The 14,199-nt window shown below is 61.0% G+C and carries 14 protein-coding genes; 5 read left to right on the plus strand and 9 right to left on the minus strand.

Annotated features, from left to right (window positions below):
• Nucleotides 1-88 precede the first annotated feature (88 nt).
• Entirely contained in the window at nucleotides 89-1,171 is a 1,083-nt protein-coding gene (locus tag E3374_RS08220; protein WP_136688607.1) for an ABC transporter ATP-binding protein, read from the minus strand.
• Between the two features lie 146 nt (nucleotides 1,172-1,317).
• Between E3374_RS08220 and E3374_RS08225 the strand changes: the two genes are divergently transcribed.
• Nucleotides 1,318-2,016, plus strand: coding sequence for a hypothetical protein (locus E3374_RS08225; protein WP_136688608.1), 699 nt, complete (start codon nucleotides 1,318-1,320; stop codon nucleotides 2,014-2,016).
• Between the two features lie 29 nt (nucleotides 2,017-2,045).
• Here E3374_RS08225 and E3374_RS08230 read toward each other — a convergent pair whose 3' ends face one another.
• Nucleotides 2,046-2,219 carry a DUF4177 domain-containing protein gene (locus tag E3374_RS08230; RefSeq protein ID WP_136688609.1) on the minus strand — a complete coding sequence of 58 codons (174 nt, stop codon included), beginning with the start codon at nucleotides 2,217-2,219 and terminating at the stop codon, nucleotides 2,046-2,048.
• 163 nt (nucleotides 2,220-2,382) lie between these two features.
• On the opposite strand from E3374_RS08230, the gene E3374_RS08235 reads away from it, so the two are divergent.
• Complete coding sequence (locus E3374_RS08235) at nucleotides 2,383-2,868, plus strand: DUF456 domain-containing protein (protein WP_136688610.1); 486 nt, start codon at nucleotides 2,383-2,385, stop codon at nucleotides 2,866-2,868.
• Between the two features lie 401 nt (nucleotides 2,869-3,269).
• Here E3374_RS08235 and E3374_RS08245 read toward each other — a convergent pair whose 3' ends face one another.
• The 7 genes from E3374_RS08245 to E3374_RS08275 all read right to left on the minus strand — a co-directional run bounded on the left by E3374_RS08245 (nucleotide 3,270) and on the right by E3374_RS08275 (nucleotide 10,552).
• Complete coding sequence (locus tag E3374_RS08245) at nucleotides 3,270-3,731, minus strand: NuoI/complex I 23 kDa subunit family protein (RefSeq protein WP_136688611.1); 462 nt, start codon at nucleotides 3,729-3,731, stop codon at nucleotides 3,270-3,272.
• Between the two features lie 58 nt (nucleotides 3,732-3,789).
• Entirely contained in the window at nucleotides 3,790-4,857 is a 1,068-nt protein-coding gene (locus E3374_RS08250) for a complex I subunit 1/NuoH family protein (RefSeq protein ID WP_345890588.1), read from the minus strand.
• The gene (locus E3374_RS08255) at nucleotides 4,854-6,536 is read right to left on the minus strand and encodes an NADH-quinone oxidoreductase subunit D (protein WP_136688612.1); all 1,683 of its coding nucleotides are present in this window, start codon (nucleotides 6,534-6,536) and stop codon (nucleotides 4,854-4,856) included. Before E3374_RS08255 ends, E3374_RS08250 begins: the two co-directional genes overlap by 4 nt.
• Nucleotides 6,533-7,231, minus strand: coding sequence for an NADH-quinone oxidoreductase subunit B (locus E3374_RS08260; protein WP_136688613.1), 699 nt, complete (start codon nucleotides 7,229-7,231; stop codon nucleotides 6,533-6,535). The genes E3374_RS08255 and E3374_RS08260 overlap by 4 nt, the downstream gene beginning before the upstream one ends.
• Nucleotides 7,232-7,234: 3 nt before the next feature.
• A complete protein-coding gene (locus E3374_RS08265; RefSeq protein ID WP_136688614.1) occupies nucleotides 7,235-7,639 on the minus strand; it encodes an NADH-quinone oxidoreductase subunit A in 405 nt (134 codons plus the stop codon).
• Nucleotides 7,640-7,823: 184 nt separating this feature from the next.
• A complete protein-coding gene (purE, locus tag E3374_RS08270) occupies nucleotides 7,824-8,465 on the minus strand; it encodes a 5-(carboxyamino)imidazole ribonucleotide mutase (RefSeq protein WP_136688615.1) in 642 nt (213 codons plus the stop codon).
• Between the two features lie 938 nt (nucleotides 8,466-9,403).
• Entirely contained in the window at nucleotides 9,404-10,552 is a 1,149-nt protein-coding gene (locus tag E3374_RS08275) for an ABC transporter ATP-binding protein (RefSeq protein ID WP_136688616.1), read from the minus strand.
• 227 nt (nucleotides 10,553-10,779) lie between these two features.
• On the opposite strand from E3374_RS08275, the gene E3374_RS08280 reads away from it, so the two are divergent.
• Genes E3374_RS08280 through E3374_RS08290 form a run of 3 tightly spaced genes read left to right on the plus strand, consistent with a single transcriptional unit; the run spans nucleotide 10,780 to nucleotide 14,175 of the window.
• Complete coding sequence (locus E3374_RS08280) at nucleotides 10,780-12,279, plus strand: extracellular solute-binding protein (RefSeq protein ID WP_136688617.1); 1,500 nt, start codon at nucleotides 10,780-10,782, stop codon at nucleotides 12,277-12,279.
• Nucleotides 12,279-13,262 (plus strand): carbohydrate ABC transporter permease, encoded by a 984-nt coding sequence (locus tag E3374_RS08285; RefSeq protein ID WP_136688618.1) that lies wholly within the window; start codon nucleotides 12,279-12,281, stop codon nucleotides 13,260-13,262. Before E3374_RS08280 ends, E3374_RS08285 begins: the two co-directional genes overlap by 1 nt.
• 1 nt (nucleotide 13,263) lies before the next feature.
• Nucleotides 13,264-14,175: a carbohydrate ABC transporter permease gene (locus tag E3374_RS08290; protein ID WP_136688619.1), complete on the plus strand. Its 912-nt coding sequence runs from the start codon at nucleotides 13,264-13,266 to the stop codon at nucleotides 14,173-14,175.
• Nucleotides 14,176-14,199: the final 24 nt, after the last annotated feature.

Genomic DNA, 14,199 nt, shown 5'->3' on the forward strand with positions numbered 1-14,199 from the left:
TGTGCGTGCAACCCGCGTCCGCCGTCGGTCAAGGGTGGTGCGAAAACCCATCATAGGTGAAAGCCCCGCCCTTCAGGGCGGGCGTAGCTTACAGATTCGCCTCCCGATCAACAGGGTGTGCCTGTGCACTTTCTCTGTCACCGTTGCTCGTGACCTCGAGAAACACGTCATCGAGATCAGGCTGGACCGTTTCGACACCGTCGAGTTGCACGTCATTTGCTTGCAATCGATTCATCAGCCGATAGAACCGCACCGAGTCCGCCGCGATTTCGAACGCAATCCGGTCGCCCCGCCGGTCGACATCCGTAACATCGAACTCCGAGCGGAGCGCGTCGATCAATGAGTCCTCGATACTGCGAGCACTGATTCGATACCCCGTGGTTTCGAAGCCATCTAGCAAGTTCGGGACTGTATCGTCGACGATGACGCGTCCCTCGTTCATGATGATAACACGATCACAGACGGCCTCGATAACGTCCATATCGTGACTTGAAACCAGTAACGTCAGTTCGTGCTCCGCAGCGAGACGGACCAGTTCTCGCCGGATCGTCATAGAACTCTCGACGTCCAATCCCAGCGTCGGTTCGTCGAGAAACGCCACCGAGACGTCGCTGGCGAGGACACTCGCCAGCGAAACCTTCTGTTTCATCCCCCGGGAGAGATCCCTGACCTGTGTATCCGCTTTCGACTCGATCTCCAGGGCAGCCAGCAGTTCGGCGTGACGATCCGCCAGCGAATCGGGATCGTGCCCGCGGATGGCCGCGAAGTACCGGAGGTTCTCCCGGACGGTGAGCCGCCAGTAGTCGTTGCGTGCTCCCTCCAGCATCGCATCGACGTGCTCGTACGCGCGTCGTGGATGCTCGTATACGTCGATCCCGCGGACCCGGACATCACCAGCGTCAGGTCGAACCAATCCCAGGATCGACTTGATCGTCGTCGTCTTTCCGGCACCGTTGGGGCCAAGCAGACCGACTACGTCCCCGGACTCAACCGTGAAGGAAACGTCCTCGACCGCGGTAACTGCGTCTGAGCCGCTTCCGAACGTTTTCGAGAGTCCATCGACCGAAAGAGCCGGCGTCTCGGGATCGCTCCGTGGTTGAGGGGTCGGTCGACTACCTGACCCACGATCTCGGGAGGAGGGCTGACTCGCTTGTTGTGGGGGACCTGTCATCGATTCCGTTTCGGCTTTGTCCAGCGGTCCTGGTAAATGTACCACATCACTCGGCGAGGGATCTGTGTGACCGGCACATCGCAGGATGGTCAAAGAACGGTTTGTTTCTCCAGGACGTTTTTCTCCGAATCGACCTCAGTGGACACATGGCGTTCGACCGTGAACACGTCCTTCCTTTCGCCCTGCTCGTAGTCGTCGTCTCCGGGGGTTGTCTCGCCCCGATCGGAGGTGCCGCTGAGAGTACACCGACGGCGGCCGACGCTACCGAACGGCAAGCACCGGACGACGCGAGCGCGGGTGACGCCGAGGACGGCCCACGCGAAAGCGGGACCGATCTGGACGATTCCCGGTCCGGTCCCGGCCTGGCCGAGGCGATCTCGACGAACGGCACGCTCGATCGAAGCGAGATCACGTACTACCCCGACAACGACACGATCCGGTACGTGGCTGCCTACCACCATACCAACCACGAGGAAGTCGTCAACGGCACGGCTCCGCCCGACCGCGAGCCGATATACGAGTTCGTCCCCGCCGAGGAGTGGCTCGCAGTGCAAGCACCCTACGCCGGGGCGGACGCCGTCCGGGAGCAGGTCACGTCGCGACTCGCTGGCAACCACAGCCTCTCGACCGGCGTCTCCTCGGCGGACAACGGAACCCGGGTCACCGTGGCGACCCGAACACTGTTGTCCCGGGACGGCGAAGTGCTCTCGACCCCGAACGTGACGTTCGACCGGATACAGACAGTGACGCCGACGAACGTGACCGTCACGATCAGCGTCGGCGAGCACTCGCTCACCCGCACGTATCCCGTCGAAGTCCGGCGGATGGTCCTCCAACAAGAGTGACGCGAGTCGCTCGGCCAGGATCCCGCTCGTCAGGAAACCGCGCGTTCGAAGACGAGGCCGACTGTCGTCCCCTCGCGGGCGACCGTCTCGACGAGTTGCCAACCCTCTCTCGCGTACTCGTTGATGATCGCGTCCAGATCACCCATCTCCTCCCTGGTCGCCTCCGTCTCGTGGATCGTGTAGACGTATTGCTGGTCGGACATGCCCGACAGTTGGTGTCCCGTTGTGAAAAAGACTGACATGGTTACGGGGGACACGCTCTCACGCGACTGTGCGGTACGACGACCGGCATTGCTAACGGTCGGGGGGACTGACTCGATCGGGGCGTGTCGGAGCCCACTTTATGTGTCGACGACAACAAAGGGTATGGAGATTACCGTCTTGCTCGTTGTCGCCCTGGCGTTGCTGATCGGCGGCGTCGTGGGCAGTTTCGTGCCGATGGTTCCTGCAGGCCTGCTCTCGATCGGTGGCGTCGTCGTCTACTGGTGGAGCACAGGCTACGTGACCCCGGGCCCGCTCGTCCTCGTCGGTTTCCTCGCCGTCGGTCTGCTCGTCGTCGCGGTCGACTACCTGGCCGGGGCGATCGCCGCGAAGGCCGGCGGTGCCTCCACGCTGAGCAGTCTGGCTGGCGCAGTCGTCGGCTTCCTGCTGTTCTTCGTTCTCGGCCCGGTGGGGATCGTCCTCGGCATCGCCACCACGGTGTTCGCTCTCGAACTCTACCGGGGACGGGCCAGAAGCGAGAGTCTGAAGGCCGCCGGGTACGCTCTGGTCGGGACGCTCGGTTCAAGCGTGATGCAGTTCGTCCTGACGCTGTCGATGCTGATCGCGTTTCTCGCCCTCATCGCGTTCTAAGCCACCTTTTCCCGCCCGGGTTCGCCCGAAGCGCGAGCCTCTCGCGGCAAAACGTGGGCGAAAAAGACGCTCCCTCACGACTGCGTCGTTCGGGACCGTGAAACGGTTCGCGTCTTCGACGCTCACCGTACGCTCATCACTGATAGTCCACTTCGCCTTCACCTTCACTGACCCAACTCCCTCGATCCGGCTCACGTGACTCCAGCGGATCAACATCCTCCACCTTTTTCTGCGTCGGGTCGCTCGCCACGCTCACGGCTTCGCCGTTCGCATTTCAGAGACGCTCCCATCGGTCGCGTCTCGCTTCGCTCGCGACCTCTCCTTGAAAAACGTGGGCGAAAAAACGCTCGCCTCCGCTTCGCTCCGTCGAGTGAAACGCGGCCTCCGGCCGCGTACGCTCATCACTGATAGTCCACTTCGCCTTCACCTTCACTGACCCAACTCCCTCGATCCGGCTCACGTGACTCCAGCGGATCGATGTCCTTGTACCAGGGGACGTTCTTGAGTTGTTCCTTGTTGTAGGCCAGATCGTCTTTGGTGTCGCCGGTGAACTCGAAGTTCTGGGTCAACACGATAGCGTCGGTCGGACAGACCTCCTCACAGAGCCGGCAGTAGATACACTGGCCGACGTGGAGGTTGTACTGCTCGCCGTTGCGCTGGTCGTCCATGACGATCTGGATGGTGTCGTTCGGACAGACGTTCTCACACTGCCGACACCAGATGCACCGCTCCTGGCTGTACTTGTGGACGCCACGGAAACGGGGGCTGACCTCCGGCGCTTCCTCGGGATACTTCACGGTGAAGGTCTTCCCATCCAGGGCGTGTTTCATCGTCGTCGCGAGTCCTTTGAGGATACCGATCATGCGTGGTCACCTCCGATAGTAGCGGCGGCCGTCCAAATGGGGCTCGGGCGAGCGCACATCAGGCGATCACCCCGACGATGACGGCCGTCAACAGCAGGTTCGCCAGCGAGAGCACGAGCAAGACCTTCCACCCGAGTGCGATCAGCTGATCGATGCGGAACCGAGGCACCGCCGAGCGGGCCCACTGTGTGAACAGGAACACCGACCAGATCTTGATGGTGAACCAGACGATACCCGGCAGGACCGGTCCGGCGGGCCCACCCAGGAACAGCGTTGTGATGATCGCCCCGCCGAGGAAGATGTGGATGAACTCCCCGAGGTAGAACAACACGAAGTAGACGCTGGAATATTCGGTCTGGTAGCCCGCAACGATCTCGGTCGGTGCTTCGGGAATATCGAATGGGTTCCGGCCCACTTCGGCGAGGTTCGCAGCCATGAACAGCGCGAACGCGAAGGGGTTGACGAACGCGAACCAGTTGGGGATCGCGACCGGGCCCAGAGCCAGCAGCGTCCCCTCCTGGGCGGCGACGATCTCGCTCAGCCGGAGCGTTCCGGCGAAGATGACAACCGATGCTCCCGTCAACACGAGGGGAATCTCGTAAGCGATGTTCTGGGCGACGGCACGCAACCCGCCGAGGAAGGAGTACTTGTTGTTCGACGCGTAGCCGGCCATCAACAGACCCAGCGAAGCGATCGACGCGACGGCGAAGACGTACGCCAGACCGATCTCCGGATCGGCGACCTGGATGCCCGACCCCATCGGGATCACGGCGAAGCCCAGCAGTGCCGATCCCGCGAGGAGGATCGGTGCCAGATCGTAGGCCGGCCGATCGGCGTCCTCCGGGATGATCAGCTCCTTGGAAAGCAACCGAACGGAGTCGACGACGATCGTCCCGATCCCCGCAGGCCCGATCCGGTTGACCGAGATGCGATCGGTGAACGCGGCGGTGATCTTCCGCTTGGCGTACGGGCCGGCGACCGCCGTGTTCAACAGCACGAACGTGCCGACCAGTCCGGCGGCGAGAATGGACACGCCGAAGACGACGAGCGGCCCGGCGGTCGACGCGTCCAGCCCGATCAGGTTCAAGATTCGATCAGTCAGCGTCACGGCCTGCAACGGGATCATCGGTCTACCTCCCCGAGGACGATGTCGAGACTGCCCAGCGAAGCGACCATGTCGGGGATGTACTCGCCCTCGGACATGACCGGTAGTGTCTGGAGGTTCGAGAAGCAGGGACTGCGGATCTTGAACCGTGCGGGCTTGTCCGTTCCGTCGCTGCGAATGTAGATGCCGAGTTCACCCTTCGCACCTTCGACCGCCCGATAGATCTCCTTGTCGGGGTCCGGGCGGAGCGTCCGAGGGACGTTCGACTGGATCGTCCGGTCGTCTTCGGGCCACTCGGACAGCAGGTCGGCACACTGCCTGATGATCTTCGCTGACTCCTCGACCTCCTTGAGACGGACGAGCAACCGGGCGTAGTTGTCACAGCCGTCCTCGGTGATCACGTCCCAGTCGAGTTCGTCGTAGTAGCCATAGGGGTCGTCCCGTCGGAGATCGTAGTCGATCCCCGACCCACGGGCGACCGGCCCCGTCGCGCCGTAGGATTTGGCGGTCTCGGGCGGGAGGATCCCCGTGTCCACGCAGCGCATCTGGAAGATCTCGTTGCCCGAGATGAGGTTGTGATACTCCTCTAAGCGGTCCGGGATATCCGCGGTGAACTCACGGACTTTGTCGAGGTACTCCTCGCGCGGTTCGGGCAGGTCCCAGGCGACCCCGCCTAGTCGGAAGTAGTTGAACATGAGCCGCTGACCGGTCAGGTCCTCAAGCAGGTTCTGGACGACCTCCCGGTCGCGGATGGCATACATGAAGATAACGGTGAAGTCCCCATAGAGGTCCAGCCCGAACGTTCCCACGGCGAGCATGTGCGCGGCGATCCGCGTGAGTTCGGCGCTCATCGTCCGCAGCACCTGGGCGTACTCGGGCACGTCGATATCCGCTAAGTCCTCGGCTGCCCGCGCGTAGGCCCACTCGTTGAGCAGCCCACCGGGGGTGTAGTCCCACCGGTCGGGATAGGGCATGATCTGGTGGCGATAGGTGCCTTGCTCGCACATCTGCTCCTCACAGCGGTGCAGGTAGCCGATGTCCGGGTCGAGGTCGACGATCTGCTCGCCGTCCAGGACCGTCTTGACGTGCAGGACGCCGTGGGTGGCGGGATGGTGTGGACCGATGTTGACGAACATCGTGTCCGCGTCCTCGCCGTCACCGCGATGATCCTCCTCGAGCGGGTTGGCGTGCTCACGCAGGGGCACGACCTGGGGCTGGGTCTGATTGTAGCGTTCCGAGAGAGGGTGTCCTTGCCAGGTTTCGGGCAGGAGAATCCGTCGCAGATCCGGATGGCCCTCGTAGTTGATCCCGACAAGGTCGTAGGCTTCTCGCTCGTGCCAGTCAGCGGTGTCGTAGACCGGGGCAGCCGACTCACTGACCGGGTTGTCCTTGCTGGTCGGGACGATGACGCTGAGTTCCTGAGTCGGGTCCTCGAACTTCTTGAGGTGGTAGATCGACTCGAAGCGATCGTCGTACTCCTGGGCCGTGACAGCCGAGCAGTGATCGAAGCCGGCCTCCTCCTTCAGTGTCGAGAGAACCTGCTGGACTTCGTCGGGCCGGATGACGAACCCTTCGGCGTTGACGTGGTCCTCACGGTCAAGGACGCGTCCGTCCAGCAGCGCCTCTAGCTCGTCGTAATCCAGTCCGTCCTCGTCGACGCCCACGTCGGGTTCTACCGGGGTTCGATCCTGCAAACTCATGGCGAATCAACCCAGTTGTACCGCATGACGAGGTCCTCGGCGTCGATCTGATCGGCAAGATGCTCGACGAGTTCGTCGTCCTCGAGGTCGCCGAACTCCTCGAGTTCGTATGGCTTGACGACCACAGGCGAGGATTCGCCGTTGGCGATGCGCTCCTGGAGTTTGGCGACCCCGTAGACCAGCGCCTCGGGACGGGGCGGACAGCCCGGGACGTGAATGTCGACCGGAATGACCTCCTCGGCACCCTTGAGGACGTTGTATCCCTCCTGGAAGGGGCCGCCGGAGATCGTACACGATCCCATGCCGATGACGAACTTGGGTTCGGGCACCTGGTCGTAGACCCGCTTCATCCGCGGGGCGAACTTCGAGACGATGGTCCCGGGGACGATCATCACGTCCGCCTGTCGCGGGGAGGCCCGCGGGACGCCCGCGTGGAAGCGATCGAGGTCGTGTTTGACCGCGTAGGTGTGCATCATCTCGATCGAACAGCAGGCGATCCCAAACTGCAGCATGAACATCGACGAGCCACGGACCCAGTTCATGAACTGATCGAACTTCGTGAGAATGAACGGCGAGGAGCCGAACGCCTCACGCAGTCGTGAGTTGAACCGGTCGTCGACTCCCTCGCCCATCCGGGCCTCGCGAGTCGATTTCGTCTCGGTGCTATCGGCCGGAGATGTGTGATCGCTGCTCATGTATCACTCGCTGTACTGCCGCTGTGCGCGTGGACTGCGCACCCACCTGACTGCGCCGTTACGCCACGCCCAGGCGAGACCGACGGCGAGAATGCCAATGAACGCTACCATCGGCACCAGGGCCTGGCCGAGACCGACTGACTCGACGGCGTCGTTGTAGATGACCGTCCAGGGGAAGATGAGGACGGTCTCGATGTCGAAGACGACGAACAACAGCGCGACCATGTAGTACTGGATGTTGAACCGGATGCGCGTGTCGCCCGTCGGCACCTCGCCGGACTCGTAGGTGGCTCGTTTGCTCTGTTCGGGCACGCTGGGACGGAGCAGGGCCGAGACTGCGATCATCGCCAGCGGGATGACCAGTGAGACGGCCGCCAGCGCCCCGATCGCGATCCAAGGATTGCTCATTCGGTCTCTCTGGATCGGTTTGGGAGCGGTCCCACATAAGGGTTCAGTGTTCCGGCGGGAATCGCCCGAAGTAGCGGCTGATGTTGCCGTTTTTGCTGGGATCGGCCCGATCTCTCCGACCGCTCTCCTGTCGACCGAAGCTGTCAGCGTCCCGTTCGCCCTGACGAATCCGGCGGAATGTCCGTCACTCGCTCCTGAACCCGGGCGTACCACGTTCGTGAAGATCCCGGGAGACCTCGCCGACCCCCTGCTTTAGTCCCTCGTGGTAGGCGACCAGCCTGTCCCGCAGTTCGGGGTGCTGGCGGGCGAGGATCTGGACGGCCGAGAGGGCGGCGTTGAATGACTTCCCGGCGTCGACGGCCACGATCGGCGCGCCCTGGGGCATGCCGATCACCGAGGGGAGGGACTTCTCCTGAACCGGCACGCCGATCACCGGCAGCGGATAGGCGATCGAGGCAGTCATGTTCGGGAGGTCGGCGCTCTTGCCACCCGCGCCGGCGATGATGACGTCGAGTCCCCGGTCCTCGGCGGTTTCGGCGTAGGTGTACATGAGTTCGGGCGTCCGGTGGGCGGAGACGACAAACGTCTCGAAGGTGAATCGTGATTCTGGTGGATTTTCGTAGTCGGTCTGCTCTTCGAAGCCGAGTTCCTCGGTCAACACGTCGTAGGCACCCGGCCGGCCCGATTCTGAGCCGGCCATGACGTCGAGATCCGAGTCAGACCCCATGATGATCGCGATCTCGGGGGTTTCGCCCGTCGGTCGATCCATCGCGGCCTCTGCTTCGAGTTGGTCGATCAACGACTGGACGCTCTCGGCGGTCGTCATGGGAGAGTGTGTTCGTGGACAGTGCCTAATTCTGTCGGGATCGGTCGGACGAGGACTGCTCGGCTTGTGGATCGAGACAGCTTTCGGATGAGATCGAATTCGGGAGTCGATAACGAGTCGATCCGAGGGGACTCTTTAAAGATAATATATCTTATCTTTCCCCCATAAAATAAGAAATATTACTAGTCCTTCAGCGGTTGCGATGACTGCCGATCAATTCCGGTGTTCGCCACGGATCAGTCCAGGCGGTCCGCTCACAAGGAGTTTTGCACGATTAAAATTTGTCGGCAAATAGATACGATCGGGTCGACCGGGAACAGGGAATGGGAAGAATAGTTATTTAGCCAAAACCGACTGATAGCGAACCATATTCTCCCCTCAACGGTTCAGTTCCTGGCAACTAGTGGATCGTCGTGACGGAATACTTATATAAAAGCAGAGAGTCCGATAAATCCCGTTCTCGGACCACTTTCCTCGAATTTAGTTCCGATATCCCGATCCGTTCGAGGAAGAACACTACTCCCCCGGAACCGTACTGATCGCCCAGGTTCACGGGCAGACAGTCGTGAGCCAGTCCGTCGTCCAGCCAACTCCCAATGGTGTGTTTCTCGTCCCAGATGACCAGAATCATACGAGAAAGAAGATATATTTATTTCTGGTAGTTTTGGCCATTCAATGCCGGTTCGGCCCATCGATCAAGTGCGCATATCTCGGAAGACGAACCGACTATCTACCGGTAGCGAATCGGGACACCCCATCGACCGGAACCGCTATCGAGACCGTCTGTCCACCAAAAGGGTCATTCACGTCAGTCAGTGGTGGTGAATGGTCGATACTGATGACTGGTCGAAAGGTCTCTCCCGGGGTATCGATAGCCATATCTGACAGTAATATATCATACCGATGTGCGGAGAACAGTCACGTGGACAGCCCGTCGATCACTCGTCGACGTCGCTGATTCCGTGAACGAGGGCATCGCCGGTCGACATATCGAAGAGATGTAAGTTAGATCGATCGAAGACGACGTCTATCGTCTGTCCTTCTTCGATGTCGACGTCCGAATCGGCGCCCATGAGGAACTGGTCCTGGGCGTTCTCGTTGTCCCCGACGGAGACCGTCTCCCGTGCGATCGGGTCTTCGAACTGGAGATAGACGTAGATCTTCTCCCCGATCGGTTGCATGACGTCGACGTACGCCTCGATGGGACTCGTCGTGGGGATCGAATCGTCCACCGCGTTCTCCCAGTGGACATCGTCCGGACGAACGCCGACAGTGACGTCCGTGCCGTCGGAAAAGTCGGTCCCCTCGAGAGAGACGTCGAACTCGTCGGTAGCCAGCCGACCGTCGGTGACTGTACCGGCAAACATGTTCATGCTGGGGGAGCCAATGAAACCGGCGACGAAGACGTTTGCGGGCTCGTTGTAACATGTAAGCGGCGGGGCGATCTGCTGGAGTTCACCGTGATTGATGATCGCGATCCGGTCGCTCATCGTCATGGCTTCCTCCTGATCGTGCGTGACGTATATCGTCGTCACGTCCAGTTTCCGCTGGATACGCTGTAACTCGGTCCGCATGTGTACCCGGAGTTTGGCGTCTAGGTTCGCCAGCGGCTCGTCCATCAGGAACACTTCCGGTTCCCGAACGATTGCACGGCCGATGGCCACTCGTTGACGTTGTCCGCCGGACAACTCGCTCGGCATCCGATCGAGCATACCCTTTAATTGGACGATCTCGGCTGCCTCGTCCACCCGTCGATCGACCCGGTCTTTCTCGACTTTCCGGACGCGCAGCCCGTAACTCATGTTATCGTAGACGTCCATGTGCGGGAACAGCGCGATATTCTGGAACACCATCGCGAGGTCCCGATCTTTGGGAGGGAGACCGGTCACGTCCTCACCGTCGATGTTGACTGTCCCCTCGGTGGGTTCGGTGAGACCGCCGATCGTCTCAAGCGTCGTCGACTTGCCACACCCGGACGGCCCGACCAGGGAGATGAACTCGCCGTCCTCGATGTCCAGGTTCATGTCTTTGACTGCCGTAACGTCGTCGTATCGTTTCGTTATTCCAGCTAGGCGTACCGATCCCATGATGCTTCGGGGTTTGGCATCATCGTATATATCCTTTTATGTTCGTATCCCGATGTGACCTGTTCTATCGTCTGGAGCATCACCCTCGGTTCGGGGGGACGACCCTGTCCGTCCGCAGAAGGACAAGTCGGTTCGGGGGGACGACCCTGTCGTCCGTCAGGCGAACCCGGCGGTGGATGGGGTTCGATGAAAAAAATTATTGCCTAGGATGGGAAAGGGGAGATTGTATGAGTTCAGATAGAGCCGTATCTGACAGTACAGAAACCAGATCGATCGATCGTCGGACGTTTATCTACTCGGTCGGAGCGACCGGGGTCGGGATGTCCCTCGCCGGGTGTGGAAGTGGGGGAGACGATACGCCGACCGAGGGAACGGGGACGACCATGGATTCAGGGGGCCAGGATTCCAGCGGCACCACGTTGCAGATCACCGCTCACCAGGAGTGGCAGGACAACGCGGATGCCGTCGTGAGTGCATTGCACGACGCCGGCATGTCGGAGGACATCGACGTCAACATGATCTCGCCCGGGCAGACGACGGGGGACGCCCAGGCGCAGTACCAGCAGTGGCTCTCATCGAACGTCGAAGAGCCGGATCTGATGGTCTTCGACGTGGGCTGGACGAGACCGTTCATCGCCCGGGACCAGTTGATGGATATCACGGAGATCCTCCCGCAGGACGCTGTCGATCGGGTGACCGGGGACTACTTCGGTAGCATGACGGACATCGTGACGGGTCCCGAAGGTGGACTTTACGGAGTCCCTCTCTACATCGATCTACCGACCATCCAGTACAACAAGAGCCACGTCGCAGAGGCAGGTTACGACTGGGAGCAGTACGCCACCGATCCGATGTCATGGAAGCAGTTCTCCCAAGAGATGAGCGACGTGTACGAACAGGCCGACGTGGAGTATGGGTTCAACTGGCAGGCACAGTCAGGCCTGCAGCTCTCGTGTTGTGTCTTCAACGAGTTCCTCACGTCCTGGGGCGGGGCCTTTTTCGGTAATCCCCAGGAGAACCTGTTCGGACCGATCGGTGATCGACCGATCACCGTCGAGGAAGAGCCCGTCCTGGAGGCTCTGCGGATGGGCCGGGCGTTCATCCACGGGAACGACGCGCCCGAGACGCTGGACTCGGTGACCGGGAACATCACCTCCACGGAAGCCTTCCAGTGGGGACTACAGCCGTCGATGCAGCCACTTACTGACGGTAACGCGATCGCACTCCGGAACTGGCCGTATTCGATCAACATCAACGGGGCCGAGGACGCTCTGGGGGAGGACCTCGGAGTCATGCCGATCCCCTACGGAGTCCCCGAAGGAGAGGGCAAGTATCCGGGAACCGGCGGATCGGTCGGCGCGCTCGGGGGCTGGAACTACGCGGTCAACCCCAACACCAACAGACAGCAAGCGGCGGCCGAGTTCCTCGAAGCCATGACGAGCGAGTCCTTCCAGAGTGCGAACTTCGGTATCGCCGGTCACATCCCGCCGGTCCCCGGGACGCTCTCAGAAGCGACGGACATCGACATCATGGGACGGTACGTCGACGCGCTATCGTACGTCGGTGAACACACGATGTCACGTCCAGCGACTGTCGTGTGGTCCCAACAGTCCCAGTTCGTCGCCCAACAGGCGAACGCGGCCTTGCAAGACGGCGACGTTGCGGGCGCCATGAGTAAGCTGGCTGATCAACTCGGAAACGTCGAACAGCAATACGCCCAGGAGTAATGTCCCAGACACATTCACGTGCAGGGTCGATCCGATCCTGGCTCCGACAACCGGGGCTGTACGTCGCCAACCGCATCGAACGGTTGAGTGATACGCAGTTCGTCTACCTGATGTTGCTCCCGGTGTTCGCGCTCCTGGGAGCGATGGCGTTCTGGCCGCTCATCCGGACGTTCGTCCTATCCCTGCACGCGGACAACCTCCTCGGAAGCGGCGTCGGTCAGTTCGTCGGCTTGGAGAACTATATCCGAATCTTCACCGGCGAAGCCATCCTCCGACGGCCGTTGCTGAATCTCGACCAGCTATTCATCAGTGCCATTCCCGTGACACTCATCTTCACCGTCGTCGCGGTGGTGATCGAAACGATCCTCGGGTTCGGCATGGCGTTGATCCTTAACGACGAGTTCCGCGGACGGCGATGGGCTCGACTCGCGTTGCTCCTCCCGTGGGCCGTCCCGATCGTCATCCAGGGGATGATCTTCTACCTGATGTTCACCCCCTCAGTGGGATTCATCACTGAACCGCTGCACAGTCTCGGACTGATATCGAGTTCGCCGCTCTCGAACAGCCAGGACGCACTGTTCATCACGATCGCCGCCGACATCTGGAAGCAGTCTGCGTTCATGGCGCTGCTGATTCTCGCCGGGTTGCAGAGCATCGATCGAAACCTCTACGACGTGGCGAAGATCTCGGGCGCATCGAAACTCCAGCAGTTCCGCACGATCACGTTCCCGTTGGTACTGCCGGCGTTGATCGTTGCGTTGCTGTTCCGTTCGATCGCAGCGCTGAAAGTCTACGGGACGATCGAGACGATCTCGAACTGCAACACCGTCCCGTCGGTGAGCTGTCTCGTGGTGTCGATGTGGAACGTCAACCGGGTCGCCTCGGCAGCAGCCATCGCGTTCGTCGTGGCTGCGATGATCGGGGTATTGCTGCTCGTTTACTTCGCCGCGTTCAGGAAACAATCCGCGGCAGGAGGGCTCTGACATGTCGACAGAAACGGATCGGAACGTCGTCCAGCGAGCCGCGAAGCGTGGGATCGAGAACCCCGAACTGGTCTACAGGGGAGTGAAGTACGCCGCCCTCGGCTTCTTCGTCCTCATGTCCCTGTTCCCACTGTACTGGCTTCTCGTCCTGGCGCTAACACCGAACACGGAGATTTCGAACATATTCCTGCTACCGAACGGGTTCAACCCGGGGGCGTTCGTGACGATCTTTACCCGGCGGCCGTTCCATCTATACGTCCTCAACAGCATCATCATCGCCTCGTTGACGACGGTGATCATCCTCGTTCTCGGGAGCCTCGCGGGATACGTCTTCGGCCGCTACGACTTCCGTGGCCGGACGGCGTTGATGCTGGTCGTGCTCGTGATCTCGTACTTCCCACCGGTGGCGTTCCTCATCCCGCTGTTCCAGCTGTTCACCGGGAACGCCTCCCTCTTCGGGTTGCCGTTCCCCGAGATCTACAATACGCCGTGGGGGATCGTGATGCCACTGAGCGCACTTCTCATGCCGCTGGTCATCTTCATCCTCAGTACGTTCTACAGCCAGATCCCGGACGGTCTCGAGGACGCCGCACGCATCGAAGGGTCGACGCGTCTCGGTGCGCTCTACCGGGTCATCGTCCCGCTTTCGGCACCCGGGGTCGCGACTGCGGGCATCCTGTCGTTCATCATCGTCTATAACGAGTTCTTCTTCTCGTACCTGATGGTGTCCGGCGACGTCAACAACTGGGCGCCCGTTCTGCACGGCATCTTCCAGTTCCAGGGGAGTCAGATGGTCTTCTACAACTGGATGGCCGCCGCCAGTCTGGTCGGCATCATCCCGATGGCGATCCTGGTGATCGCCGGCCAGGAGAAGATCGTCAGCGGACTCACACAGGGTGCGCTGAAGGAATAACTCCCGGTTCGTTTTTTTTTTTTT

The sequence above is a fragment of the Halorhabdus amylolytica genome (assembly GCF_004944975.1).
Lineage (GTDB): Archaea > Halobacteriota > Halobacteria > Halobacteriales > Haloarculaceae > Halorhabdus > Halorhabdus amylolytica.